This window comes from Pseudarthrobacter sp. AG30 (assembly GCF_003116525.1).
In the GTDB taxonomy this organism is placed as follows: Bacteria; Actinomycetota; Actinomycetes; order Actinomycetales; family Micrococcaceae; genus Arthrobacter.
Genome location: NZ_QEHL01000012.1, coordinates 99698 through 125118 on the forward strand (window position 1 = coordinate 99698; position 25421 = coordinate 125118).

Here is a 25421-nt window from a genome sequence, read left to right on the forward strand (position 1 = left end):
TGCACCTTGAACGAGTGTTCAATACTTTTTTGAACGCTCGTTCAATGTTACTGAGGGGCTGCCGGCGTGACCGCGGCCCGTCGTTCAGTGCGGGCGGAGTTCCGCGCTGCCCGTGCTTCCGTCATGGACGGGAGCGAACGCGATCTGCTCCGTCCGCTCGATGCTCCGCTGGATGGCGGCCGTGTCGACGCCGAGCAGCGCCGTCAGCCACACGCCGTTCTGGATCACCACGATGTCCGCCGCCCGGTCCCTGCAGGCCTCCCAGGACAGTGCGGGCTGGGCGGCGGACACCAGCGCGGCGACGCCGTCGATGTAACGGTCAAAGGCCACTGCGTTGATCTGGGCGTAGTCCTCGTCGGCCTGGGCCAGGGCCCACAGGTGCAGGCGGAGGGACAGGTAGCGGGTGGTCAGCAAATCCTTGGCCGCCACCCGCCGCAGCGCCTTGCGGAGTTGCTCGTCCGGGGGCAGCGACGGGTCCGGCGCGACCAGCAGGAGGTCGTGCTCGTCCACGCGCCGCAGGGCAGCCCGGATCAGCGTGGTCTTGTCATCGTAGTAATAGTTCACCAGGCCCAGCGCCACGCCTGCTTCGCGGGCCACGGACCGCATGCTCACCCCGGCGATGCCATGACGGGACAGCAGGTCCATCGCCGCCTCGAGGATGCGCGATTGCCTGTCCACCTGTTCGCCGGAGTTCACGGCATTCGTCCCCATCTGGCCAGACTATTGCCTCCCGGCGCGGAGCGCACTTTCCCGGATACCCGCCAAAACAGAAGAATCCCCGCCGGGCGCAAGCGGCATGCTCACAACCCGGCGGGGATCCATTCGTCGGCGGGCCGCCTACTTCTTGGGCAGGCCCGCCGGGTTCAGCTCGGACTTCTGGATCGCCTCGGAAGAGAGGCCCCAGCGGTCCAGGATCCTGGCGTAGGTGCCGTCGTCAATCAGGTGGTTCAGCGCGGCCTGCGCGGCAACCGCCAGGCCGTTGCCCTTCTTGGTGGTGAAGGCGATCTGCGCGGTCAGCGGCCAGCCGCCGTTCAGCGTGCCCACCTGCTTGGTCTTGCCGTCCTGCGCGGACTTGTACGCCGCGGCGGCGTTGGGTCCGAAGGTCAGGTCCGCACGTCCGGACTGGAGGGCCAGGCTTGAGGCGGAATCGTCGTCGTAATACTGGAACTGGACCGGCGCCAGGCCGTTCTTCTTGTTCTCCTCGTCCCAGCGCACCAGGATCGCTTCCTGGTTGGTGCCCGAGCCCACGATGATCCGCTTGCCCGCCACGTCCTTGGCTTCCTTGACCTCCCCGATGCCGGAGTCGCTCTTGGCGTAGAAGCCCAGCAAGTCGTTGCGGTAGGTGGCGAAGTCGAACTTTTCCTTGCGCGCCTCGGTGACGGTCACGTTGGACAGCACGGCCTCGTACTTGGACGATTCGATGCCCAGCGGCCAGTCCGCCCAGGCGACGGGCAGGACCTCGACGTCCAGTCCCAGGGCCCCGCCCACGGCGTAGGCGATGTCCACCTCGCTGCCGATCAGGGTCTTGTTGTCCGTGGCGAACAGGCTCAGCGGCGCCGCGCCGCCCGTGGTCACTACGGTGAGCTTGCCGTCGGCCTTGACCGCCTCAGGCACCAGGGCCGCCGCGGCGGCGTCCTTGCTCACCAGGAAGCGGTCCTGCTGCGGCGACAGGTTGAAGGTCCTGCCCGCGGCGCTGGCGGTTGATGACGACGACGGTGCTGTCGCCGCCGAGGCGCCCGGATCGGCGCAGGCGGACAGCCCCAGCAGTGCTGCGACGGTGAGCGCCACGACGGCGGACGGCGTGGATTTGATGGCCAATGGTTCCTCCTTGGAGGTGGGTGGGGATGCGGCGGAATGTTCGCGTTGCAGCAACTATCCGGCAGCCCCGCCAGGGGAACCAAAGGCCGCGAAACCCGGAGATACAGGGCGTAACGGCGGTTAACCGGAGGACCGCGGCGGTCACATTACGGGCCGCTCCCGGACTCCGCGGCACGCACCATCGAGGTGCCGCGGCACGCAAAAGGGGGAGCGGCGAACCGGTCCCCCTTGCCCTGCGCTGCCAGCCGGGCGTTAGCTGAGCGCGGCCAGGACTTCCTTGGCCACGTCCTCGCTGGACTGCGGGTTCTGCCCGCTGATGAGGTTGCCGTCCCGCACCACGTTGGAGGACCAGGCGGCCCCGTTCTCCACCACGGCGCCCTTGTCCTTGAGCGCGTCCTCCACCAGCCACGGGGTGTTCTCGCCGGTGCCGCCGCCGAGTTCTTCCTCGTTGGTGAAGACCGTCAGGCGCCTGCCCTTGAAAGCGAACCCGCCGTCGTCGTCCGTTGCACTGAGCAGCCCCGCGGGACCGTGGCAGAACGGCGCGATGACCTTCCCGTCCTTGTTGGCTGCCACCAGCAGGCGGCCCAGGTCCGCGTCCTTGAACAGGTCGGCCATGGGGCCGTGGCCGCCGGGCATCACCACGGCGTCATAGCCGTTGATGTCGACGTCGGCGAGGACCAGCGGGTGCGCCAGCTCGCCGTCGATCTTGGCCAGGTAGTCGCGGAAGCCCTGCGCACGGTCCTCGCCGCCGGCCGATTCGGGGGCAAGGCTCACCTGGTCCACTGTTGGCTTCCTGCCGCCGGGGGTGGCGATGTGGACGGTGTTGCCGGCATCGGTCAAGGTCTGGTGGGAGACCACCAGCTCCTCCGCCCAGTAGCCGGTGGGGTGTTCGCTGCCGTCCTTCATGGTGAGGGAATCGGCGGCCGAGACGATCATCAGGATGTTTGCCATGGTGTTTCTCCTGTCGTTGGGTTTCTACTTGCCGGCGGCTTCGAGCCCGGCGTACGACTCATCGTCGAGCGTGAGGCCGGCGGCGGCCAGGTTTTCTTCGAGGTGGGCCACGGAACCGGTGCCGGGGATGGGCATCATCACCGGGGAACGGCGCAGCAGCCAGGCGAGGGCCACCTGGGAGGTGGTGGCGCCGAGGCGCTTGGCGGCTTCATCGAGCGGTCCGCCCGGCTTGGCGAGCTCGCCCGCGGAGATCGGCGCCCACGGGATGAACCCGATGCCGTTCTCCTCCGAGTACCGCAGCACGTCCTCCGAGGACCGGTCGGTCAGGTTGTAGCGGTTCTGGACCGTGGAGACGGTGAAGTGCTTTCCGGCTGCCTCCAGCTCCGCCACGCTCACCTGCGACAGGCCCAGGGCGCGGACCTTGCCCTCGTCCTGGAGCTCACGCAGCACACCGAACTGCTCCTCGGCGTCCACCTTGGGGTCGATCCTGTGCAGCTGCAGCAGGTCCAGGGTGTCCACCTTCAGCTTCCGCAGGCTCAGTTCCGTCTGCTGGCGCAGGTATTCAGGACGCCCCACCGGGATCCACTTGTTGGGCCCGGTGCGGGTGAAGCCCACCTTGGTGGCCACCTTCAGGCCCTCCTTGTACGGGTGCAGGGCCTCCGCGATGATTTCCTCGCTGATGTTGGGGCCGTAGGAGTCGGCGGTGTCGATGAAATCCACGCCGAGCTCGACGGCGCGGCGCACCACGGCCACGGCGGCGGCGCGGTCTGCGGGCTCACCCCACACCCCGTCGCCGACGATGCGCATGGCGCCAAACCCGAGCCGGTGCACGGTTCCCAGGTCCTTGAGGTCGATCGTTGCGGACAGTTCCAGCTGCTTCGTTGAATCTTGGCTCATAGGGGCGGCAACATCATCAGCGTGCTGAGTATTCCGCAACTCACAGAAATAAGCCGGGGCCCGCCGTCGTTATGCATCAAGTGCCCGCCGCCATCCGGGGGCACGCCCCACGAAACGTTTTTTTGAAAGGCCGGCACCTGACGTGACTCTTCCCCTCTCCATCCTTGACCTGGCAACCATCGGCAAAGGCCAGACGGCGGCGGAGAGCTTCGCGGGCAGCGTGGCCATGGCGCAGAGCGCGGAGAAGCTGGGCTACCGGCGGGTCTGGTACGCCGAGCACCACAACATGTCCTCCATCGCCTCCTCCGCCACCAGCGTGCTGATCGCGCACGTGGCCGCCCACACCGAAAGCATCCGGCTGGGCGCCGGCGGCATCATGCTGCCCAACCACTCGCCGCTGACCATCGCGGAGCAGTTCGGAACCCTGGAAACCCTTCACCCCGGCCGGATCGACCTGGGCCTGGGGCGGGCACCGGGCAGTGACCAGAACACCATGCGCGCCCTGCGCCGGGACCCGATGTCCGCGGACAGCTTCCCGCAGGACGTCCTGGAACTGCAGGGCTACCTGACCGGCCCCACCCGCATCCAGGGCGTCGAAGCCACCCCTGGCAAGGGAACCAACGTCCCGCTGTACATCCTGGGCTCCTCCCTGTTCGGCGCCCGCCTGGCCGCGCAGCTGGGCCTCCCGTACGCGTTTGCCTCGCACTTTGCCCCCGCCGCCCTGCGGGATGCCGTGGCCATTTACCGCCGCGAGTTCAAGCCCTCCGCGCAGCTGGACGCGCCGCACGTGATCGCCGGCGTCAACGTGATCGCCGCCGACTCCGCCGCCGAGGCCCAGGCCATGTTCCAGGCCACCAAGCGCGCCCGCGTCTCGCTGTTCTTCGGCGGCGGCCGGGAGTTCACCGACGACGAGGCGGACATGGTCCTGGACTCCCCGCAAGGACAGCATGTGGCCCAGATGATGCGCTACTCCGCCGTGGGCACCCCGGACGCCGTGGTGGACTACCTGGCAGATTTCGGCAAGCACGCCGACGCCGACGAACTTATCGTGGCGCACCAGAGCACCGGCACCGAGGCGCGGCTGCGCTCCGTCGAGCTGCTGGCCGAGGCCGCCGGACTGGCCCGGGTGGGCGCCTGAGGTTTCGCCGGGCACGATGCCCGAAGGTCCTGTCCGCTGCTTTTACACGGACGCAATGAAAGCGACTCCCCGGGGAAACCCCCGCGGCTGAAGATGGGTACTGCCCCGTCAGGGATTGCTGGGATTTCCGGGCGGGGCACCAACCGGTAGTCCGCAGGCGATCCAGCGGCTGAGTTCCCGGCCTGGTTCTGCCTTGAAGGGGTACCTGGATGCCTACGCCGTTGAACCAAAGCGTGGCGGAATCCGCGCTGCTCACCCGCTCGCTCCCGTTGGACATGCTCCGCGCCTTCATCCAGTCCGATGCCGCGGACAACGGGCTCACCCCCGCGCTGCTGGCCGAACTCAAGGTGCTTGCCCGGGTTCCGTCCCTGCTGGTGGCCTGCAACTACGGCGGGACGCTCTGCGAGGCTGAGGGCATCTCCACGGAGATCCTGCCCCTGGGCAACGCGGCGATCGCCCTCCGCGCCCTGGCGGCCCTGCCGAACACGCATGCAGCGATTATTTCCGGCCGGTCCCTGCGCGACCTGGCGGCGGTGTCCCGGCTGCCCGTGGAGGTCCACCTGATCGGGTCGCACGGTGCGGAGACGGACATGGGCTTCGCACATGCCCAGAGCCTGGCCACCGAATCCGTCCTGCTCAAGGTCAACGCCGCGCTCAACGAGGCCGTGGGCTTCCAGGAGGGCATCTGGATCGAACGCAAGCCCGTGGCCGTTTCCGTCCACACCCGGCCCGCGCCGCCGGAGGTGGTGGAATCGGTCACGGAAACCGCTCGGGAAATCGCCCGCCTCCATGGCCTGTTCTTCATCGTGGACGGGTCCGTGCTGGACCTCTCCGTGGTGGAACCGTCCAAGGCGGAGGCACTGGAAAGCCTCCGCTCCCGGCTCGGCGCCAGCGCCGCCATGTTCGCCGGTGACGCCTACAGCGACGAACTGGCCATCGCCACCCTCCGCGGTCCGGACCTGGGGCTGCGGGTCGGGCCCGGGGAGACCGCCGCCGCGCACCGCGTCCGCGACCCCGAAGCCTTCGCCCGCGTCCTGGCCCTCCTCTTCGAACTGCGCCGGGCCTGGCTGTTCGGTGAGGACGCCGTCGGCCTGGAACGGCACTCGATGATCGGCAACGGCTCCTCCACCGCGCTGCTGACCCCGGACGCGAAGATCTGCTGGATGAGCCACCCGCTGCCGGACTCCGGATCCCTGTTTGCCCATATCCTGGGCGGCGACGCCGCCGGCCACTTTTCCGTGGAACCGGTCAAAGCCTCCCAGGTGCTGGGCCAGCGCTATGTGGACAGCACCATGATCGTCGAAACCCGGTGGGCGGACGTGACGGTAACCGACTACCTGGAGCCCGCCCCGGACGGCATCACCAGCCTGGTGCGGGTGCTCTCCGGCCACGGCGCCGCGAGGATCACCTTCGCGCCCAGGCCGGACTATGCCAACGCCCCGTTCAGCATGGAATCGCGCGGAGAGGAACTGCATGTGGTGGGGACGTCGGATCCCATCATCCTGTTCGCGCCGGGGGTGAGCTTCAGCATCGCCTCGGACGGCATCCACGCCACGGCCACGGCGTCGGTGAACCTGCAGGACGGCCCCGTGGTGTTGAACCTGCGCTGTGGCGATACCGATCCGCAGCCTGCGGATCCCGACGGTGAGACGGAGCGCCGGGCCGGGGTGGCCCTGCAATCGCGCCAGTGGGTGCAGGACCTCGCCCTGCCCTCCGTCAAGCCTTCCCTGGTGCGGCGTTCAGCCCTGGTGCTCCGCGCCCTGGTCCACGAGCCCACGGGCGCCGTCCTCGCCGCACCCACCACGTCCCTGCCCGAGGGCATCGGCGGGACACGGAACTGGGACTACCGCTACTGCTGGCTGCGCGACGGCTCCATGACGGTCAACGCGCTCGTGGACCTGGGCTCCACCGCCGAGGCCGCGGGTTTCCTGGACTGGCTGGGCCGCATCCTCGAACACGCACCCGGCCCCGAATGGCTGCACCCCCTGTACTCGGTGACGGGCGCACCGCTCTCCACGGAAGCCGTCGTCGACAGCCTGCCGGGCTACGCGGGATCCCGCCCGGTGCGGATCGGCAACGCGGCGGACCACCAGGTCCAGCTGGACGTTTTTGGGCCGGTTGCCGAACTGATCCATGCGCTGAGCGGGCGGGAGGGGTCGCTGGAGGACGCCCATTGGGAGCTGATGGTGCAGATGGCATCGGCCGTCCTGGCCCGCTGGCACGAACCGGACCACGGGATCTGGGAGGCCCGGCGCGCGGCCCGCCATCACGTCTACTCGAAGGTGATGTGCTGGGTCACCCTGGACCGGGCCCTGCGGACAGCGGCCCGCCACGGCCGCCGGCCTGATCCGGCATGGGCGCCGGCGGCGGCAACCATCCGCGACGAGGTCCTGCGCGAGGGATGGGACGAATCGGCCAGGTCCTACACCGTGGCATACGACAGCCCGGACCTCGACGCCGCCGTCCTGCACATCGGGCTCTCGGGCCTGCTGGACGTCACGGACCAGCGCTTCCTGGACACCGTCACCGCCGTCGAACGCGAACTCAGGGTGGGTCCCACCGTGTTCCGTTACCGGTACGACGACGGCCTGCCGGGCCTGGAGGGCGGGTTCCACATCTGCACCACGTGGCTGATCGAGGCCTACGTGGCCGTGGGCCGCATCGACGAGGCCTGGGATCTGTTCGACCAGTTGGTGAACCTCTTCGGGCCCACCGGACTGCTCCCGGAGGAATACGATCCCGGCACCGAAACCCACCTCGGCAACCACCCGCAGGCGTACTCGCACCTGGGCTTCATCCGCTGCGCCCGGCTCCTGGACGCACACCAGGGCAGGCGGTAGTCCGCTTCCGTCGTGGGTACCTAGAGTGGAGGTAGCAGGGACCCGAAAAGACTGAAACGAGACTGATGATGACTGCCCGCGCCCAGGGAGTGGGGTTCCGTTCCGAGCGGGGCCCGATTCTCATCGCCTTGATGCTGTCCACCGGACTGGTGGCCATCGACTCCACCATCGTCGCCACCGCCGTACCGTCGATCGTCCGCGATGTGGGCGGGTTCTCCTCCTTCCCCTGGCTCTTCTCCGCCTACCTGCTGGCCCAGGCGGTCTCGGTGCCCATCTACGGCAAGCTGTCCGACATGACCGGCCGCAAGCCCATCATCCTCACCGGCATTGGGCTGTTCCTGCTTGGCTCGGTCCTCTGCGGCCTGGCATGGAGCATGCCCTCCCTGATTGCCTTCCGGGCCCTGCAGGGACTCGGCGCCGGGGCTGTGCTGCCGGTGTCCGTGACCATCGCCGGCGACATCTACACCCTGCAGGAACGCGCCAAGGTCCAGGGCTACCTGGCCAGCGTGTGGGCGGTTTCCTCGGTGGTGGGTCCCAGCCTGGGCGGCATCTTCTCCGCACTGGGTATCTGGCGCGGTATCTTCCTGGTCAACGTTCCGCTATGCCTGCTGGCCGGCTGGATGCTGGTCCGCACCCTGCACGAGGACGTGGAGCGGGCCAAGCACAAGGTGGATTTTGCCGGTGCCGTGCTGCTGGCGGGATCCCTGGGCCTGTTGATCCTCGGCGCCCTCCAAGGCGGCCAGGCGTGGGCGTGGAACTCGCCCATCAGCATTGGCGTGTTCGCGGTGGGTGCCGTGCTGCTGGTCGCGTTCCTCCTGGTGGAGCGGCGTGCGGCGGAGCCCATCCTGCCTTCCTGGGTGGTGTCGCGCCGCCTGCTGGCCGCCACCACCCTGGTGTCCTTCGGGGTCGGGTCCGTCATGATCGGCCTGACTTCCTACGTGCCCACCTACCTGGAGGGTGCGCTGTACTCCTCGCCGCTGGTGGCCGGCCTGGCGCTCGCCGCGCTGACCCTCGGCTGGCCCCTGAGTGCCTCGCAGGCCGGCAAGTTCTACCTGCGGATCGGCTTCAAATCCACGGCCCTGATCGGCATCGCCATTTCCGTGGCGGGCCTGCTCATCCTGTCGCTGACTGCCTCATCGCCCAACGTGGCGCTGATCGCCATCAGCTGCTTCGTCGTCGGGCTCGGCCTGGGCCTGCTGGCCACGCCAACCCTGATCGCCGCCCAGTCCAGCGTCCCCTGGCACGAACGCGGCGTGGTGACCAGCACCAACATGTTTGCCCGGTCCATCGGCAGCGCCCTGGGCGTGGCCGTCTTCGGCGCCGTGGCCAATGCCATCTACGGCGGCAGCAGCGGCGGCGATACCGACCCCGCCACGGTGGTGGCCGCGTCCGGAGCCGTGTTCCTGGCGGCACTGGTGGCCGGGCTGCTTACCGTGGCAGCGGTCCTGGCCATGCCGGCAGTGAAGGCTGACGATGCCGGAAAGGCCGACGGGCAGCCGGTCCCCAGCAGCGCGGAGGGCAGCGCCACCTAGCGTAAACCCGCGGCTGGCGGGGTGCCGCGGCCAGTTGGAAGCCGCGGCTAGCGGGATGCCCGGAAGATGGCAGGTGCGTCCCGCGTCCCGGTGGCAAGGTCCGCGAGGATCCGGCCGATCACGGGCGTGAACTTGAAGCCGTGGCCGGAGAACCCTGCGCCAATCACCACCGGGCCCAGCCGGTCCAGGACGAAATCCTCATCCGGGGTGGTGGTGTAGGTGCAGCTGATGGCCTCGAACTGCTCGGGGTCGACGCCGGGCAGCCAGTCCCGCGCGTACGCCTGCAGGGCGGCGAGCTGGGCCGGCTCCGGCAGGAAATCCCGGTGGTCCGGATCCACCACGGGCCCAACACCGTGCCAGCCGGCCTTGATGCCTTCACCGGGGGTCTGCATGCCGTACACGGGGGAGTACCAGCCCTGGTACTCCGGGTCCGGGTAGTGGTTGAACCCGGGCCACACTGCCCCGGCGTCTGCCACCCGGAAATGCGCCGGCTGCTCCTGCGTGACCCGCAATTTCGGGATCCGCATGCCAGCCGCATCGTTCCCGGCGGCGGAGGCCAGCAGCTTCTCCGTCCAGCCGCCCGCCGTCACGACGGCCTGGGCTGCGGTGACCACCTCGGTGCCTCCGGCGGATTCGAGCGTCAGCCGGACGCCGTCGTCGAACACCTTGAAGTCCACCACCTTGGTGTGGTGCCGGATCTCGGCGCCCCGGGCCGCCGCCAGCTGCTGGAACACCGGAAGCGCGGCCTCCGGATTGAGCTGCCCGCCGTCGGGCATGTGCAGCACCTGCCGGTCGAACCGGATGCCGCGCCACCGCTCACCGGCTTCCGCCGGCGCCAAAAACTCGGCGCGGATCCCGGCCGAACCCAGCGCCGCGGCCACCTGCTGCGGGTCGAAGCCGGGCCCGTGGTTGACGATGCCCGTACGCGCCAGCAACCGGACGCCGCTCTCCTGCTCCAGCTCCTCCCACAGCGACAAGCCCTCGGCCAGCATGGCCACGTAGTCCGGCTGGTGGTAGCCCGGATTCAGGTTCCGGGTGGCGCCGTGCGACGCGCCGATCGTGTGCCCGGGGCCAAACTGCTCCACCAGCGTCACCTGGCGGCCGCGGCGGGAGAGCGCCCAGGCGGCCGCGGAGCCCATGGCGCCGCCGCCGATCACCACGGTGTCAAAATTGGTATTCATCAGCCCTCCAAGCTGGGGTGGTGCGGTCAAGAAGCTAGGCCAACAGGAGCGCGACGCCGATCATCGCCGGCACGGCCACCACCGTGGTGATCAGCACGGTATCCTTCGCCACGGTGAGCCCGGTCTTGTACCGGCTGGCGGCAACGAAGACGTTCTGGGCTGTGGGCAGCGCCGAGGTGACCACCACCGCGAAGAGGGCATGGCCGTCCATTCCCAGCACGAAGCGGGCGAAAACGTACGCAAGGGCCGGCTGGACAGCGAGCTTAAAGCCACTCGCCAGCAGGGTGTCCACCCGGCGCCCGGCGGAAGCCTGCAAGGGGCGGGTACCGTTCAGGCTCATCCCGAACGCGATCAGCATGGCGGGAATCGCGGCGCCGCCGATCAGGTGGATGGGTTCCATCACCAGCGCCGGGACCTGGAAACCGGTACCCGCCACCACCAGGCCCAGGGCGGAGCCGACGATCATCGGGTTCCGCAGGATCATGAGCACGAACCGCAGGGGAGTGGTGCGGTGGGCGCTGGTGCTTGAATCGAGGACCATGAGGAACATGGGAGTGAAGAACGCCAGCTGGAAGATCAACAAGGGTGCCACGTAGCTGGCGTCCCCCAGGACATATACCGCAATGGGAATACCCAGGTTGGCCGAGTTCGCCAGCGAAGCGGACATGGCGGACATCAATGATTCCGGCAGGGCCCGCTTCAGCCAGAACCGCGCGATCAGGAAAAAGATCGACGCGGTGGTGATTGCGGCCACCGCCGTCACCAGCAGCGGCTGGGCAAAGACTTCATGGAGCCGTGCCTTGCTCAGCGTTTCAAAGAGCAGCGCCGGGCTTGCCACGAAGAAAGTCAGTCCGCTCAGCACCGGCCGGGCGTTCTCGCCGAGGATCTTTTGCCGGCCCACGAACCATCCCACCAGGATGATGCACCAGACCACGAAGAATCCTGCCAGGACCCCTAGCACGGGATCCCTCCGCGGCCGCGGCGGGAGCGTCTACCGGACTTCACGCTCCGGGTTCAGAGGGTGGCGTTGTTCAGCGCGAACGGCGGACGCATCGTGCCGGCGGTGAGGCCCTCGGCGGGGTCGTTGCCCAGCTGGATGATCCGGTTGCCCTGGTCCACGTGGACCACCCGGGGCTCGTACGCCTTCGCTTCCTCGGTGGTCATCTGGGCGTAAGTAATCAGGATGACAATGTCGTTCTCGTGCATGAGGTGCGCCGCTGCACCGTTGATGCCGATCACGCCGGAGCCACGTTCACCGGCGATGGTGTACGTCTCCAGCCGTGCCCCGTTGGTGACGTCCACGATGGACACCAGCTCGCCGGGAAGGATGTCCGCAGCCTCGAGCAGGTCAAGGTCAACGGTGACCGAACCGACGTAGTGAAGGTCGGCGTGCGTGACGGTGGCCCGGTGGATTTTGGACTTGAACATTGTTCGATTCATAACGGATCCAGTCTAGACCTGTGCTCCGTTGCCCGCAGTGACGCAGGAAACACATTGGTCACGGACGACGGCGGCCGGTCACCCGGCGTCGTTTCCCGCCACGGCTGCGGCGGCTGCGGCGAGCGTCTCGCGGGCCGCGAGGATTGCCGGGCGCTGGACGCTGGAGCGCCGGACCGAGGTGAAGATGGTGCGGTGCGGCGTGCCGGGAAGCTCCAGGAGCTGCGCTGTGGTGCCGCGGCCGGTCCACACCAGGTCCGGCATCAGCGCCACCGCGTTGCCGGACTCGATCAGGCGGGCCTGGGCCTGCAGGTCAGCGGTTTCAAAGCGGACATCGGGCTCGAACCCGGCACTGCGGCAGGCCTGCTCCGCCCAGTGCCGGGACGCGGCACCCCGCGGTTCCATGACCCAGGCAAGGTCCGCGGTGTCCGCCAGCGACCGGATGGCCGGGCCGTCGTCGGACGCCGGGGGAACCGCAAGCCGGATGGCGTCGGTGGTCAGCTTAACCCGGTCCAGCTCGGGGTAGCGCGGGGCGGCGTGGCCCGGGTACTGCTCCGCGATCACCAGGTCGAAGTCCCGCGCCCACGTCTCGTGCAGTGCCGTTTCGGGCTCCCGCTGGATCATCTCGATCCGCACCTCGGGGTAGGCGGCGGCCATGCGCGTCAGGGTGTCCGGCATCAGCGCCAGCGCGGCCGACTGGAAGACCGCAATCCGCACCGTGCCGGTCACCGTGGTCAGGGATGCGGCCAGGTCCGCCTCGGCTTGTTCCATGGTTTCGAGCAGTTGCGCGGTGTGCGCCACGAGCACCTCGGCCTGGGGCGTGAGCTGCACCCGGCGGCCGGTTTTGCGGAGCAATTCGACGCCGACTTCCTTCTCCAGGAGCGCGAGCTGCTGCGAGACGGACGACGGGCTGTACTGGAGTGCCTCCGCCACCTCCGCGAGCGTTCCACGGATGCTCAATTCTCGCAGGAGCCGCAGCCGGCGGACGTCAAGCATAGCGGATTCCTAACTGAAACTAACGAATATTGGTTAGAAGGATTCACTTTATCTAATGCAAGCGCCCACGCATACTGTTGGAACCGAGTTACCCCCGTCACAGCCATCCCCTGGCGTGCCGCGGCGGGGTCGCACCCCACAGCAGGAGTTCCTGATGAGTAGAGACATGACCCAGTCGATCATGCGGCGCAAGCCCATCGACGACATCGAAGAAGAAAGCAAACACAGCGGCCTTTTCAAGTCCCTCGGGCTGTGGCAGCTCACCGCCATCGGTGTTGGCGGCATCATCGGCGTCGGCATCTTCTCCCTCGCGGGACTGGTGGCGGCCGGCAGCGACGGAACTCCCGGGGTGGGGCCCGCGGTGCTGATCTCGTTCCTGATCGCAGGCCTCGCCTCAGCGGCCGCCGCCCTCTCCTACGCCGAATTCGCGGGCATGATCCCGCGTGCCGGTTCCGCCTACACCTATGGCTACGTAGCGCTCGGCGAGGTGATCGGCTGGTTCATCGGCTGGGACCTGCTGCTGGAATACATTGCCATCGTCGCCGTGGTGGCCATCGGCATCTCCGGCTACCTTGACGCCTTCCTCGCCGGCATCGGCATCCACCTGCCGGCCGCGGTCACCTCCACCTTTGACGAAGGCAAGGGCGGCATCGTCAACATTCCCGCCATCCTGGTCTGCCTCCTGGTCACCTGGATCCTCTCCCGCGGCACCAAGGCGTTCGGCCGGTTTGAACTCGTGGCGGTGGGCATCAAGGTGGTCCTGATCCTCTTCATCATCGGGCTGGGCGTCTTCTACATCGACACCAACAACTACAACCCGTTCATGCCCAGCGGCTTCGGCCCCGTGGTTGCCGGCTCCGCCACCGTCTTCTTCGCTGTATTCGGCTACGACGCCATGAGCACCGCGGCCGAGGAAGCCAAGGACGGCAAAAAGCACATGCCCAAGGCCATCGTGCTCTCACTCATCATTGCCATGCTGCTGTACGTTGCCGCCACGCTTGTCCTCACCGGCATGCAGAACTACAAGGACATCGACCCCAAGGCGGGCTTCGCCTCCGCGTTCACGTCCGTTGGGCTGCCGGTTATTGCCACCATCATTTCGGTGTTCGCCGTGCTGTCCATCCTCACCGTGATGCTCACCTTCCTCCTGGGCGTGACCCGCGTGTGGTTCTCCATGAGCCGCGACGGCCTGCTGCCGGGCTGGTTCGCCAAGACGGACCGCAACGGTACCCCCCAGCGCGTCACCTGGATCGGCGGCATCGCGTCCGCCTTCCTGGCCGGCGTCTTCCCCATCAAGGCGGTCGCGGACCTGACCAATATCGGCATCCTGGCCGCGTTCGTCGTCGTCTGCCTGTCCGTGATCATCTTCCGTTACAAGCGGCCGGACGCGCCCCGTACCTTCCGCCTGCCCCTGATGCCCGTGATCCCGGCCTTCGGCGTGCTCGCCTCGGCCTTCCTGATGCTGCAGCTGCACTGGGAAACCTGGCTGCGGTTTGTGGTGTGGCTCATCATCGGCCTGGTGATCTACTTCGGCTACGGACGCAAGCACTCGCTGATGAACCCCAACAGCCCGCGCCACGAGGAGCTCGCGGACACGCACCGCCCCCTGTCCTGACCCCTTCCCGACGCCCGCTCACATCCGACCGTTATTCCTGAAACGCCCGCTCACATCTGGCGGCGGTTCCTGAAACGCCCGCTCACATCTTGCAAGAACAGGGGACCCTCTTGCGCATCACGTGCAGGAGGGTTTCGCTGTTTAGTCGCAGAATGTGAGCGGGCGTTTGGAATTTATTCGCAGGATCTGAGCGGGGGTTGGGGTTTTGAGTGTCAAAGGTGAGCGGGGGTTGGGGGAGGGGCTAAAAGATTGGTTTTCCTAACCTGTATTGGTTGGAAAAGATCGCTTTATCTTATGTGATTCGAAGCTCATACTGGTGGAAAGACCTCCTCCCAACCCCAGGAAAGAACGGGAAAACCATGACCCACGTTGCAATGGAACCGGCAGCCCCCGTCGCTGCCACGGCGCAGACGGTCGACGTCGACGTCCCCCAGGCGAAGGCACTCGCCGACGAAGCGGTCGCCTTGGTCCGCCGCTGGCTCACCGAAGCGTCGAAGGTTCCGGTCGACGCCTCCGCCCAACAGCTCGCCGGCGTGCTGAAAGACCCCAACGGCCTGGAGTTCACCGTTGGATTCGTGGACGGCGTGGTCCGCCCCGAGGACCTGAACGTCGCCGCCCGCAACCTGGCCGCACTGGCCCCCAAGGTTCCGGCCTTCCTGCCCTGGTACATGCGCCGCGCCGTGGCTCTCGGCGGGACCATGGCCCCCGTCCTGCCCCGGGTTGTCATCCCCGTGGCCCGCAAGGTCCTGCGCGAAATGGTGGGCCACCTGATCGTTGACGCCACCGATGCCAAGCTGGGTCCGGCCATCGCAAAGATCAAGAAGGACGGCATCAAGCTCAACGTCAACCTGCTCGGCGAGGCAGTCCTCGGCGAGCACGAGGCCTCCCGCCGGCTGGAAGGCACGCACACCCTGCTGGCCCGCCCCGACGTCGACTACGTTTCCATCAAGGTCTCCTCCACCGTGGCCCCGCACTCGGCCTGGGCCTTCGAGGAAGCCGTGGAGCACGTCGTCGACAAGCTCACCCCGCTGTTCCGGCGCGCTGCCTCCTTCGCGGGCCCCGGCAGGAAGGCCAAGTTCATCAACCTGGACATGGAGGAGTACAAGGACCTGGATATGACCATCGCGGTCTTCACCAGGATCCTGGACAATCCGGAGTTCAAGGACCTCGAAGCCGGCATCGTGCTCCAGGCCTACCTCCCGGACGCACTGTCCGCCATGATCCGGCTGCAGGACTGGGCCGCCGCGCGCCGCGCCAACGGCGGGGCCGGCATCAAGGTCCGCGTGGTCAAGGGCGCCAACCTCCCCATGGAGCAGGTGGAATCCTCGCTGCACGACTGGCCGCTGGCCACCTGGGGCTCCAAGCAGGACTCCGATACCAGCTACAAGCGGGTCATCAACTATGCGCTGCACCCGGACCGGATCAAGAACATCCGGATCGGCGTGGCCGGCCACAACCTCTTCGACATCGCCTTCGCCTGGCTGCTGGCCAAGCAGCGCGGCATCGCGGATACCGCAGAACAGGGTATCGAATTCGAGATGCTGCTGGGCATGGCGCAGGGCCAGGCCGAAGCCGTCAAAAAGGACGTCGGCTCCCTGCTGCTCTACACCCCGGTGGTGCACCCGGCCGAGTTCGACGTCGCCATCGCCTACCTGATCCGCCGCCTCGAAGAGGGCGCCAGCCAGGAAAACTTCATGTCGGCAGTGTTCGAGCTCAGCGAGAACGAGGGACTGTTCGAGCGGGAAAAGCAGCGGTTCCTGTCCTCGCTGGACGCCCTGGACAACACCGTTCCGCTGCCCAACCGCAGGCAGGACCGGAACCAGGCCCCGGAGGCCCTGCCGCACACCGGATTCCGGAACACCCCCGATACCGACCCCGCGCTGCCGGCCAATCGCACCTGGGGCCGGGCCATCCTGGAACGCGTCCCGTCCTCCACCCTGGGCAACGCCGCTGTTGAGGCCGCCTTCATCAACGGCGAAGCCGCGCTCAACACCGCCATCGAAACCGCCGTGGAAAAGGGCAAAGCCTGGGGCAAGCTTTCCGGCAACGAGCGCGCCGAGATCCTGCACCGCGCCGGCGACATCCTCGAGGCCCGCCGCGCCGATCTCCTCGAGGTGATGGCCAGCGAGACTGGCAAGACGATCGACCAGGGCGATCCCGAGGTCAGCGAGGCCATCGACTTCGCGCACTACTACGCCGAGTCCGCACGCAAGCTGGACACGGTCGACGGCGCCACGTTCGTCCCAGCCAAGCTCACCGTCGTCACGCCGCCGTGGAACTTCCCGGTCGCCATCCCCGCAGGCTCCACGCTTGCGGCGCTCGCCGCCGGGTCCGCCGTCGTGATCAAGCCCGCCAAGCAGGCCGCCCGCAGCGGTGCCGTGATGGTCGAAGCCCTGTGGGAAGCCGGCGTCCCCAAGGATGTCCTGACCATGGTGCAGCTGGGGGAGCGGGAGCTCGGCCGGCAGCTGATCAGCCACCCGGCCGTGGACCGCGTGATCCTCACCGGCGGCTACGAGACCGCCGAACTGTTCCGCTCGTTCCGCAAGGACCTGCCGCTGCTGGCCGAAACCAGCGGCAAGAACGCCATCATCGTCACCCCCAGCGCCGACCTGGACCTGGCAGCCAAGGACGTGGCCTACTCCGCGTTCGGCCACGCCGGCCAGAAATGCTCCGCGGCCTCGCTGGTGATCCTGGTGGGCTCCGTGGCCACGTCCAAGCGGTTCCACAACCAGCTGATCGACGCCGTCACCTCACTCAAGGTGGGCTACCCGCAGGATCCCACCAGCCAGATGGGCCCCATCATCGAGCCCGCCAACGGCAAGCTCCTCAACGCGCTCACCACGCTGGGCGAGGGCGAAAGCTGGGCCGTGGAACCGAAGAAGCTGGATGGCACCGGGCGGCTGTGGAGCCCCGGCGTGCGGTACGGCGTCAAGCGCGGCTCCTACTTCCACCTGACCGAGTTCTTCGGCCCGGTCCTGGGTGTGATGACCGCTGCGACGCTGGAAGAAGCCATCGCCATCCAGAACCAGATCGAATACGGACTCACGGCGGGCCTGCACTCGCTCAACACGGAGGAACTCGGCATCTGGCTGGACACCATCCAGGCCGGCAACCTCTATGTGAACCGCGGCATCACCGGCGCCATCGTGCAGCGCCAGCCCTTCGGCGGTTGGAAGAAGTCAGCCGTCGGAGCCGGCACCAAGGCGGGCGGCCCGAACTACCTGGCAGGCCTGGGCGACTGGGTTCCTGCCACCAGCACCGCCACCGCCCCGGTGACCCACGCGGGTGTCCGCCGGGTCCTGGACGCAGCCGCACCGGTTCTTGGCGCCGCAGCGCTGGAATCGGTCCAGCGGGCACTGGCGTCCGACGCCGAGGCCTGGGCCGGGGAGTTCGGCACCGCCAAGGACGTCTCGGGCTTGAGCGCGGAACGCAACGTCTTCCGCTACCGGAACCTCCCCGTCACGATCCGCCTGTCCGAAGGTGCTCCGCTGTCGCACCTCGTACGGACCGTGGCGGCCGGCGTGCTGGCGGGCTCCGCGCTCACCGTTTCCACCGCCGTCGAACTTCCGGCCCAGCTGCGTGCCGTGCTCACCGCACAGGATATTGAAGTGACGGTGGAGTCCGACGCCGGCTGGCTGGCTTCGGCAGGACGCCTCGCCTCCGCGGGCAAGCTGTCCGGCGGCCGCATCCGCCTGATCGGCGGCGATGCATCCGCCCTTGCCGAGGCGACCGGCGGACGGCCCGACCTTGCGGTGTACGCCCATCCGGTCACGGAGGCCGGGCGGGTGGAGCTGCTGCCGTTCCTGCACGAGCAGGCCGTCAGCATCACCGCCCACCGGTTCGGAACCCCGAACCACCTCTCCGACGCACTGATCTGAGCCGTTGAGGCTCTGATCCCTGGAAACCCGCGCGCCGCAGCCAGGCGCAAGGAAAGGCCGGGCAGCCACTGAACGGTGGCTGCCCGGCCTTGTCTCTAATGCAGTGTGTCTGGCCGGTTTCTTTAGCCCAAGTACCAGCCGGGCGGCGTCCAGGTCACTGGGACGTTGTGGGCCGAGAATTCCTCGCAGTGGGTGCAGGTGTAGGCCACTTCGCCCAGTGCGGCCACGCTGCCGTCGCGACGGTACGTGGGGGGAATATAGGACTCAAGGTAGACGAATTCGTCGGTCCGGCACTTGTCGCAGGTGGGTTTGCCGACGTATCCGGTATCAACCGAAGCCCGTCCGCTGCCGAGGGTGCTCTGGCGGGTGGAAGGCCGTGCCTCGGCGTACGGGCGTGCGTGCGCGGAGTTGAGATGGGTGTTCCTGGCTGTCGTCATTGGCTGCCTGTCCCAAACGCGGCCGGCATGCGGACGCGCGTCTGTGTTAGTGAACGCGGCCTGCTGCTTGACCTTGATAATAGAGCATAGGGGATGGCACCTCCCCTATCAATGGACACGGTCCCCCTAATCCCGCCAAATGCTGGAATTCGGGCTGCCACGGGGTTAAGTTTGGCGGTTAATGGTCCGGCCAACGATCGATTGGGTGAGGGCGTCAATTACCTCTGAGTTTGCCAGCGGATTGCGGATCAAGGTGAAGTCCACATCTCCCACCGCGGGCAGGTCGAAGCGCCGGGTGATGATCTTCAGGTCATCCGGGACCAGTGACGTGGGCATGACGGCAACGCCGATGCCCGCCCGGACGGCCGCGAGCACCCCGCTGATCTGGCGGGTGGTGCAGGTGATCCGCCAAGTCCGGCCGTGGGCTTCCAAGGCATCGATGGCAAGTTTCCGGCTGAGGCTGGGGGACGGGTAGGCGATCAACGGCACGGGCGTTCCGGGTTCCAGTGACGTTTGTTCAAGGCCCACCCACGAGAACGAATCGTGCTGGACCACCGTGCCGTCCTTCGCCCCGGCCACCCACTTCACGAAGACCAGGTCCAGTTGGCCGGCGTTGAGTTTTCGGTAGAGCTGGTCACTTTGGCCCACCGTGAGTTCCAGGTTGATCTGCGGATAGATCTGCCGGAATTCGCGCAGGATCCGCGGCAGCCCGGTGATGGCGAGATCATCCGCCGTGCCGAACCGCAGCCGCCCGCGCATTGCGGACCCGGAAAAGTAGCGTGCGGCGGCATCGTGGGCCGCGAGGATATTCCGGGCAAATCCGGCCATGGCGTCGCCGTTGTCGGTGAGCCGCACGTCCCTGGTGTCCCTGGCGATCAAGCTGCGCTTGGCGGCCGTTTCAAGCTTGCGGATGTGCTGGCTGATGGTGGGCTGGGCCAGCCCCAGGCGTTCGGCGGCCTTGGTGAAGCTCAGGGTATCGGCCACCGCAAGGAAGGATCGCAGTTGGGCTGGTTCAAACATCTAGGGACTCCCGCGGCATTCACAGTCGGCGTGTATTGCGTTTTGCAATACGAGTTATAGGGACCATACCGCTCCATAATTGGCTCCGCCAGCCTAGCGTTAAAGACATCCCAGACCGCCCGCAATTTTGAGGACACACCTGTGGCACCCCCACCGCCTTCGTCGGCCTCCGTCACCCAGCCAGTTATCGACGCGGCGGGCTCAGCGCCGCCGGATAACCAGACCCAGCCGCTCGCCGTCGTCCCTGAAAAGCTGCCTTGGCGGCACACCTTCATCTCGCTGAAAGTGCCCAACTTCCGGATCTTCGCCGTGGGCCACTTCATCGCCGTCATCGCCATCTGGATGCAGCGCATCGCCCAGGACTGGCTGGTGCTGCAGCTCTCGGGATCCGTGACGGCCGTGGGGTTCACGGTGGCCCTGCAGTTCATGCCGTCTCTGGTGCTTGGCCCCTGGGGCGGGATGATCGCGGACAGGTTCGCCAAACGGAAGATCCTGATCCTGTGCCAGAGCGTGGCCGCCGTCCTTGCGGCGGCGCTGGCCGTCCTGGCCCTGACCGGCGTGATCATGGTGTGGCACGTCTACGTCATCGCGTTTGTCCTGGGCCTGGTGACCGTCCTTGACCAGCCCGCCCGCCAGGTGTTCGTCAACGAGCTCGTGGGCCCCAAGTACTTGCGGAACGCCATCAGCGTCAACTCCACCACCTTCCAGCTGGGCGGCCTGATCGGGCCGGCCATCGCGGGGCTGCTCCTGACGGCGGTGGGGGCCGGCTGGGCGTTCGCGGCGAACGCGCTGGCCTGCTGCTCCACGGTGACCATGCTCCTGCTCCTGCGCAAGGACCAGCTTTTCGTCAGCGCCCCGACGCCCAAAAGCAAGGGCATGCTCCGGGAGGGGCTGCGCTACGCCCTGAGCAAGCCCACCATTTACTGGCCATGGCTCATGGCCGGGTTCATCGCGGTGTTCGCCATGAGCCTGCCGGTGCTGCTTGCAGCGTTCGCGGACCACGTCTACCAGGTGGGGGCCGGCGGGTATGGCCTCCTCAACGCCCTGGTGGCACTCGGGGCACTGTTCGGCGCCGTGGCGTCCACCCGGCGTCGGCAGCTGCGCCTGCGGTCCGTGGTGTTCTGCGCCGGGATGTACGGACTGATGCTCTGCCTGGCTGCCCTTGCCCCGTCCATGGTGTGGTTCGGCGCGGTCATGGTCCTGTCCGGGTTCTGGTGCCTGATGTTCCTCACCGGGTCCAACCAGCTGGTGCAGGTCAGTTCCAACATGGCCATTCGCGGCCGGGTCATGAGCCTGTACATCATGGTGCTGATCGGCGGCCAGGCGCTGGGCGGGCCCATGCTGGGCTGGATCGCCGAGCATGTGAACCCGCACGCCGCGCTGCTGGTGTCCGGTGGCGTACCCGCGCTGGCCGCGTTGTCGGTGGGGTCCGTGCTGGCCCGCAAGGGCGGCCTGCAGCTCCGGATGGACCTGAAGGGGCGCCACCCGTTGCGGATCGTCAGCCGGCACGCCGGCGCCTAAAACCCCGGCGCCCCAAAAACCCGGCGCCTAATAGGGGCCGCAGGCGCTACTGGGGCAACCGGGGTCGGCGCCGTGCCCGGTTGCCCTTCGGGGGGAGCTGCCTAGAGGGCTGCCAGCTGCAACGCCGGGTGCGGGTACTCCGCGGCGCGTTCCTGGAATTGCAGCACAGCCTCGTTTCGAATGACGCCGTCGCGGATCTCGATGGCCCGCGCTATTGTGTCGTTCGCGTCCCACGCTGCCGGTCCGCCCATGACTGTTTCGAGGAACGGTTGAAGCGCCTGGCTGATCTCCCAGCTTGAGGAGTTCCAGAGGTAGGACGGGCTGTGGTCCACCGCGTAGTAGTTGATGTGGTCGCCGACCGTGATCATCGGAGCCGCAAACGTGGTGGACTTGGCCCAGCTGAAGCCCATGCCATCATCGCAGGAAACATCAACGATAAGGCTGCCGGGGCTGAATGCTGCCAGGTCCTCGGTCCGCAGGTACGTGAGCGGGTTGTTCGGGTCCTGCAGCGTGCAGTTGACCACGATGTCGCTCTCGGCGAGGAACGGTGCCAGCGGAACCCTGCCCCGTTCGGTGATGACCTGGCTCAGGAAGGGAGCCTCGTCGTCGTGGTCGAACTGCACGATGTTCACTGAATGGATGGGGGCGCCCACCGCTGCTACGCCGCGGTTGGTCAGCACCTGGACATCGTGGATGCCGTGCGCGTTCAGCGCCGTCACCGCCCCGCGCGCCGTGGCGCCGAAGCCAATCACGACGGCGCTTAGCCGGCGCCCGTAGTCCCCGGTGGAACCCGTCAGCGCAAGGGCGTGCAGGACCGAGCAGTAGCCGGCCAGCTCATTGTTCTTGTGGAACACGTGCAGGCCGAACCCGCCGTCGCTGGCCCAGTGGTTCATCGCCTCAAACGCGATGAGGGTCAGTTTCTTGTCAATCGCCAGCTGGGTGATGGCCCGGTCCTGGACGCAGTGCGGCCATCCCCAGAGGACCTGCCCGTCCCGCATCTCCGCCAGGTCTTCCGGCTGCGGTTTGGGCAGGAGGACGACGTCGGCCGCGGCCAGCAGTTCTTCCCGGGCCGCCATGCGTCCCACCAGCGTGGAGAGGTGGCTGTCCGGGACGCCGAAGCGCTCGCCGTAGCCCTGCTCCAGGATGATGCGCTGCCGCAGTGCGGGGGCGATCCGTTCGACGTGCAGGGGGTGGATGGGTACGCGGCGCTCGTCCGGTTTTCGCGTGGAGGCCAGGACGCCCAGGCTCAGCCGGGGTTCGTGGCCGCTCACTTCTTTTTTGCGGCCTTGGTGGACGTGATGTCCAGGGAGCTGGCCGGCGCTGCGGCGGCCTTCTTGTCTGCGCGCTTTTCCTTGATGGACTTGCCGGACTTTTTTGATGCCGATTGACGCGGGGACTTGTCAGCCATGGTTGCTCCTGTAGCGGAACCGAAAGGGTTCCTGACTACCGACCCTACACCCCTGCACCTAATGGGCACCGGGGTGGCTGCAACATGCGGGGAGGGAGGTTTCAGAGCGGCTGACGGGAATCGAACCCGCGTATCAAGCTTGGGAAGCTAGCGCTCTACCATTGAGCTACAGCCGCAGTGCCCCCCATTCGCGCGGGGCAGAACTTAGCTTAGCGCAGATCGAGGGGCTCCCCGCCAACCCGGCAAGCGGGGCGTTGCGTGTCCTCCAACCCTGCGGCGTCATCCAGTAACTCTTCAATAACGTCGGCCCTGCCGGCTAGGTCCGGCGGACGGGCGCTGGCTAACCTGATCCGGGTAGCGGCCACGTTGGGGGAGGCAACTACTGCGGCAGCCGACGTCAACCACAGGAAATATCTTCATGGCAAGCGCAGAAAACGAGGTCCTCATTGAGCGTGACGCCATGGCCGTCTACCAGTACCTCCTTGACGCCACCAACCTCCCCTCCTGGCGGCACGACGTCCGCAGTGTCAAGCTCGTGCAGGGTCCGGCCGACAGCAAGGGCGCCGTTTACCGCAAGATGGTGGCCGGCCGTTCCGGGCTAAGCATTCCGGCGGAGCTGGAAATCACCAATATCCGGCCCGGGGCTGAAATCGAGTTCCACATCGTTTCCGGGCCCGCCACCCGTTGGGGCGGGTACTACCTCAGCACCGAAGGCTCCGGCACCCGCGTCAGGTTCGCCGTGGAGGCCAAACGCGAAGGCCGGTTCAGCATCTTCAACCGGTTGGGGCTCCTGGACGGGATGCTGCAGCGCCGCGTCAGCTCCGACGTCGGCCAGCTCGATCGGCTGAAGGACGTCCTGGAACTCCAGCCCGCCCTCTGAACCCTGCAGGGCCGGCGGCCCCACCTCCCGGGACTACTGCGCCAGCCGCTGGCCGGTCCAGGGCCCGGCAATGTTCGACGGCGACGCGAGGCTTCCGGAGCCCAGGTCCCAGTACTGCACGGTGTCGTTTGCCCGGCGCAGTGCCACCCCCCGGGAGTTCAGCGCGGTGACGTTGCGCAGCGCGCGGATCCCGGTGACGTCCGTCCATCCCGTGGCTACGGTGGGCCGTGCCTCAGCGCGAAGCGTGGTGGTACCCCACCCGCGGTACAGCGTGGCACTGCCGTCGGCCTTGAGCGCCAGGATGTCCTGGAAGCCGTCACCGTCGAAGTCCACCATGGCCAGCCGGGAGGCGGTGATGCCGGTGGCAATGGTGACGCGGTCGGCAATGTCGCCGGTGCCCTTGTTCGGGTAGAGGAACAGGTTTCCGGAGCCGTCGAGGGCGAGGATCTGGGGCATCCTGTTGTTGGCGCACCAGCCTCCCACCGCCAGGGTCAAGGTGTTCCAGCCGCCGGTGCCGAGCGTGATGGGCGCCTGGAAGCCGCCGGTGGCGATACCCCGGTAGAGGGCCAGGTTGCCCGTGGTCCACTGGACCAGGACGTCGTAGGTGCCGTCGCGGTCCCAGTCCGTCACGAAGACTTCCTTGGCGCCGGCGAACCCTGAGCCGATCACTTTCGCTGCGGCGTAGGTACGGGGGCCGGTGGCTGCCCTGTTCAACAGTTGCCCCGCGGAGTCGACCGACACGAGGTCAGCCGGACCGGTGATGGCGGCGGCGGAAAGGTTCAGGGTGGGCGGCATGTGCCGTACCGGGGCATCGCAGAGGCTTGGCGGGGGTGCCGGGAAGGGCCCGCCGGAGCCGGCGCCGCCCGGGGAATCGAGGGTGCCGGCGGGCAGCGTGGTGTACCCGAAGAAGTTCACCACTCCCCAGATCTGGTAGGTGGAGTTGGTGTAGGAGATGCCGGCTCCCATGACGTTGAACCTGGGATCCAGGAGCATGGCGTTGTGCCCGGGGGAGCCCTTCCACCATTCCACGAGCTGGGCGGCGTCGCGGTCCGTGCGGATGGCGATGATCTCACCGGCCCCGTTGTTGGGGCTCATCGCGCGGGGGTCGGTCCAGAAGGAGGCCCGGTGTTCCACTACCTCCCGGGTGGCGATGTTGTCCGACCATTCCTGGGACAGGCCGGCCACGGTGGGGTGGTATTTCACCTTGTTCAGGCCGTTGGCCACCCGGTACTCATTGATCTTGGTGAAGACCGTGAGGATGGCGGCGGCGTTGCTGTCCGGGACCAGCGCCTCGGTGGAGGGCAGCGCGGTGGTCGATTCGGGTGCGGCCAGCTGGGCCGGGGCGGCGAGTTCGTGGTCGGGCGCCCAGAGCGGAGGGATGGACGGCACGTCGGATGTCGTCGCTGCGGAGGTGGCGGGGAGCGCCCCGGTGGACGGCGCGGTGGACGGGGAGGATGCCGCAGCCGTTGATGACGTGGCGGGCGCGGACGCAGCGGCGGGCGGGGTGGAGGCGGGCACAGGTGAAGAGGCCCGGATGTCCGGGTCCACGGCCGGCCTGAGGTTTCCGACGCCTGTGTTCGCCGCAGCGGACCGGCCGGCGTCGCGCACCAAGGGAGCAGCGAGGGTGATGCTCGCCGTGCCCGAAGCCTGGCCAAACGGCGGCGCAGGAGGAGCAGTGGCGGACGATGAGACCAGCGCCAACGCGCAGAGCACGGCAATAAAAGACGGTGCCACCAATTTATTCACAACATCCCCAGCTCTGTCATGCCTACCCGGGAGACCATTCCGGCGGCTTTCATTCGCAACATTAGCCCCACGGGGCCACAGCAACAACGGGAAAGTGCGGGTGTGGATAACCGATACGGTAATTTG

At 67.5% G+C, this 25421-nt stretch carries 20 protein-coding genes and 1 tRNA gene; 7 read left to right on the plus strand and 14 right to left on the minus strand.

Annotated features, from left to right (window positions below):
- Positions 1–84 precede the first annotated feature (84 nt).
- From DC347_RS11190 to DC347_RS11205, 4 genes are all read right to left on the minus strand, one after another.
- Positions 85–711, minus strand: a complete 627-nt coding sequence (locus DC347_RS11190; protein WP_109045490.1) for a TetR/AcrR family transcriptional regulator — start codon at positions 709–711, stop codon at positions 85–87.
- Between the two features lie 126 nt (positions 712–837).
- Entirely contained in the window at positions 838–1818 is a 981-nt protein-coding gene (locus DC347_RS11195; protein WP_109045491.1) for an ABC transporter substrate-binding protein, read from the minus strand.
- A 252-nt stretch (positions 1819–2070) separates the two neighbouring features.
- Positions 2071–2769, minus strand: a complete 699-nt coding sequence (locus tag DC347_RS11200) for a type 1 glutamine amidotransferase domain-containing protein (protein WP_109045492.1) — start codon at positions 2767–2769, stop codon at positions 2071–2073.
- A 24-nt stretch (positions 2770–2793) separates the two neighbouring features.
- The gene (locus tag DC347_RS11205; protein WP_109045493.1) at positions 2794–3666 is read right to left on the minus strand and encodes an aldo/keto reductase; all 873 of its coding nucleotides are present in this window, start codon (positions 3664–3666) and stop codon (positions 2794–2796) included.
- Positions 3667–3808: 142 nt separating this feature from the next.
- On the opposite strand from DC347_RS11205, the gene DC347_RS11210 reads away from it, so the two are divergent.
- From DC347_RS11210 to DC347_RS11220, 3 genes are all read left to right on the plus strand, one after another.
- Positions 3809–4804, plus strand: coding sequence for an LLM class flavin-dependent oxidoreductase (locus tag DC347_RS11210; protein ID WP_018760701.1), 996 nt, complete (start codon positions 3809–3811; stop codon positions 4802–4804).
- A gap of 209 nt (positions 4805–5013) precedes the next feature.
- On the plus strand, positions 5014–7644 hold the full coding sequence (locus tag DC347_RS11215; protein ID WP_109045494.1) for a trehalase-like domain-containing protein: 2631 nt from the start codon (positions 5014–5016) through the stop codon (positions 7642–7644).
- A gap of 65 nt (positions 7645–7709) precedes the next feature.
- A complete protein-coding gene (locus tag DC347_RS11220) occupies positions 7710–9176 on the plus strand; it encodes an MFS transporter (RefSeq protein ID WP_109045495.1) in 1467 nt (488 codons plus the stop codon).
- Between the two features lie 47 nt (positions 9177–9223).
- On the opposite strand, the gene DC347_RS11225 is transcribed toward DC347_RS11220, so the two are convergent.
- The 4 genes from DC347_RS11225 to DC347_RS11240 form a co-directional block, all read right to left on the minus strand.
- Positions 9224–10357 carry an FAD-dependent oxidoreductase gene (locus DC347_RS11225; protein WP_109045496.1) on the minus strand — a complete coding sequence of 378 codons (1134 nt, stop codon included), beginning with the start codon at positions 10355–10357 and terminating at the stop codon, positions 9224–9226.
- A 34-nt stretch (positions 10358–10391) separates the two neighbouring features.
- A complete protein-coding gene (locus DC347_RS11230) occupies positions 10392–11318 on the minus strand; it encodes an AEC family transporter (protein WP_109045497.1) in 927 nt (308 codons plus the stop codon).
- A 53-nt stretch (positions 11319–11371) separates the two neighbouring features.
- Positions 11372–11797 (minus strand): aspartate 1-decarboxylase, encoded by a 426-nt coding sequence (panD, locus tag DC347_RS11235; protein WP_026264347.1) that lies wholly within the window; start codon positions 11795–11797, stop codon positions 11372–11374.
- A 78-nt stretch (positions 11798–11875) separates the two neighbouring features.
- Positions 11876–12790, minus strand: a complete 915-nt coding sequence (locus tag DC347_RS11240) for a LysR substrate-binding domain-containing protein (protein WP_018760707.1) — start codon at positions 12788–12790, stop codon at positions 11876–11878.
- Positions 12791–12956: 166 nt separating this feature from the next.
- On the opposite strand from DC347_RS11240, the gene DC347_RS11245 reads away from it, so the two are divergent.
- Together DC347_RS11245 and DC347_RS11250 are read left to right on the plus strand one after the other, a co-directional pair.
- Positions 12957–14405, plus strand: a complete 1449-nt coding sequence (locus DC347_RS11245; RefSeq protein WP_206073932.1) for an amino acid permease — start codon at positions 12957–12959, stop codon at positions 14403–14405.
- A gap of 359 nt (positions 14406–14764) precedes the next feature.
- The gene (locus tag DC347_RS11250) at positions 14765–18283 is read left to right on the plus strand and encodes a bifunctional proline dehydrogenase/L-glutamate gamma-semialdehyde dehydrogenase (RefSeq protein WP_109045498.1); all 3519 of its coding nucleotides are present in this window, start codon (positions 14765–14767) and stop codon (positions 18281–18283) included.
- Positions 18284–18405: 122 nt separating this feature from the next.
- Here DC347_RS11250 and DC347_RS11255 read toward each other — a convergent pair whose 3' ends face one another.
- A complete protein-coding gene (locus DC347_RS11255) occupies positions 18406–18720 on the minus strand; it encodes a hypothetical protein (protein ID WP_018760710.1) in 315 nt (104 codons plus the stop codon).
- 165 nt (positions 18721–18885) lie between these two features.
- Positions 18886–19740, minus strand: a complete 855-nt coding sequence (locus DC347_RS11260) for a LysR substrate-binding domain-containing protein (protein WP_018760711.1) — start codon at positions 19738–19740, stop codon at positions 18886–18888.
- A gap of 141 nt (positions 19741–19881) precedes the next feature.
- Here DC347_RS11260 and DC347_RS11265 point away from each other — a divergent pair, with 141 nt between their 5' ends.
- A complete protein-coding gene (locus tag DC347_RS11265; protein WP_109045499.1) occupies positions 19882–21261 on the plus strand; it encodes an MFS transporter in 1380 nt (459 codons plus the stop codon).
- Positions 21262–21362: 101 nt separating this feature from the next.
- Here the strand turns inward: DC347_RS11265 and DC347_RS11270 are convergent, their stop codons facing one another.
- The 3 genes from DC347_RS11270 to DC347_RS11275 all read right to left on the minus strand — a co-directional run bounded on the left by DC347_RS11270 (position 21363) and on the right by DC347_RS11275 (position 22845).
- Positions 21363–22532: a N(5)-(carboxyethyl)ornithine synthase gene (locus DC347_RS11270; protein WP_109045500.1), complete on the minus strand. Its 1170-nt coding sequence runs from the start codon at positions 22530–22532 to the stop codon at positions 21363–21365.
- Positions 22529–22669, minus strand: a complete 141-nt coding sequence (locus DC347_RS21685) for a hypothetical protein (RefSeq protein WP_018760714.1) — start codon at positions 22667–22669, stop codon at positions 22529–22531. The genes DC347_RS11270 and DC347_RS21685 overlap by 4 nt, the downstream gene beginning before the upstream one ends.
- Positions 22670–22774: 105 nt before the next feature.
- Positions 22775–22845, minus strand: a tRNA-Gly gene (locus tag DC347_RS11275).
- A 242-nt stretch (positions 22846–23087) separates the two neighbouring features.
- Here DC347_RS11275 and DC347_RS11280 point away from each other — a divergent pair.
- The gene (locus tag DC347_RS11280; protein WP_109045501.1) at positions 23088–23549 is read left to right on the plus strand and encodes an SRPBCC family protein; all 462 of its coding nucleotides are present in this window, start codon (positions 23088–23090) and stop codon (positions 23547–23549) included.
- 33 nt (positions 23550–23582) lie between these two features.
- On the opposite strand, the gene DC347_RS11285 is transcribed toward DC347_RS11280, so the two are convergent.
- Complete coding sequence (locus tag DC347_RS11285) at positions 23583–25283, minus strand: CAP domain-containing protein (RefSeq protein WP_240617770.1); 1701 nt, start codon at positions 25281–25283, stop codon at positions 23583–23585.
- Between the last annotated feature and the right edge of the window lie 138 nt (positions 25284–25421).

Bases quoted from the DNA above. Each gene is read 5' to 3' on its own strand.
- DC347_RS11190 (WP_109045490.1), bottom strand. From the start codon at position 711: ATGGGGACGAATGCCGTGAACTCCGGCGAACAGGTGGACAGGCAATCG.
- DC347_RS11200 (WP_109045492.1), bottom strand. From the start codon at position 2,769: ATGGCAAACATCCTGATGATCGTCTCGGCCGCCGATTCCCTCACCATG.
- DC347_RS11205 (WP_109045493.1), bottom strand. From the start codon at position 3,666: ATGAGCCAAGATTCAACGAAGCAGCTGGAACTGTCCGCAACGATCGAC.
- DC347_RS11215 (WP_109045494.1), top strand. From the start codon at position 5,014: ATGCCTACGCCGTTGAACCAAAGCGTGGCGGAATCCGCGCTGCTCACC.
- DC347_RS11220 (WP_109045495.1), top strand. From the start codon at position 7,710: ATGATGACTGCCCGCGCCCAGGGAGTGGGGTTCCGTTCCGAGCGGGGC.
- DC347_RS11225 (WP_109045496.1), bottom strand. From the start codon at position 10,357: ATGAATACCAATTTTGACACCGTGGTGATCGGCGGCGGCGCCATGGGC.
- panD (WP_026264347.1), bottom strand. From the start codon at position 11,797: ATGAATCGAACAATGTTCAAGTCCAAAATCCACCGGGCCACCGTCACG.
- DC347_RS11240 (WP_018760707.1), bottom strand. From the start codon at position 12,790: ATGCTTGACGTCCGCCGGCTGCGGCTCCTGCGAGAATTGAGCATCCGT.
- DC347_RS11245 (WP_206073932.1), top strand. From the start codon at position 12,957: ATGACCCAGTCGATCATGCGGCGCAAGCCCATCGACGACATCGAAGAA.
- DC347_RS11250 (WP_109045498.1), top strand. From the start codon at position 14,765: ATGACCCACGTTGCAATGGAACCGGCAGCCCCCGTCGCTGCCACGGCG.
- DC347_RS11255 (WP_018760710.1), bottom strand. From the start codon at position 18,720: ATGACGACAGCCAGGAACACCCATCTCAACTCCGCGCACGCACGCCCG.
- DC347_RS11260 (WP_018760711.1), bottom strand. From the start codon at position 19,740: ATGTTTGAACCAGCCCAACTGCGATCCTTCCTTGCGGTGGCCGATACC.
- DC347_RS21685 (WP_018760714.1), bottom strand. From the start codon at position 22,669: ATGGCTGACAAGTCCCCGCGTCAATCGGCATCAAAAAAGTCCGGCAAG.
- DC347_RS11280 (WP_109045501.1), top strand. From the start codon at position 23,088: ATGGCAAGCGCAGAAAACGAGGTCCTCATTGAGCGTGACGCCATGGCC.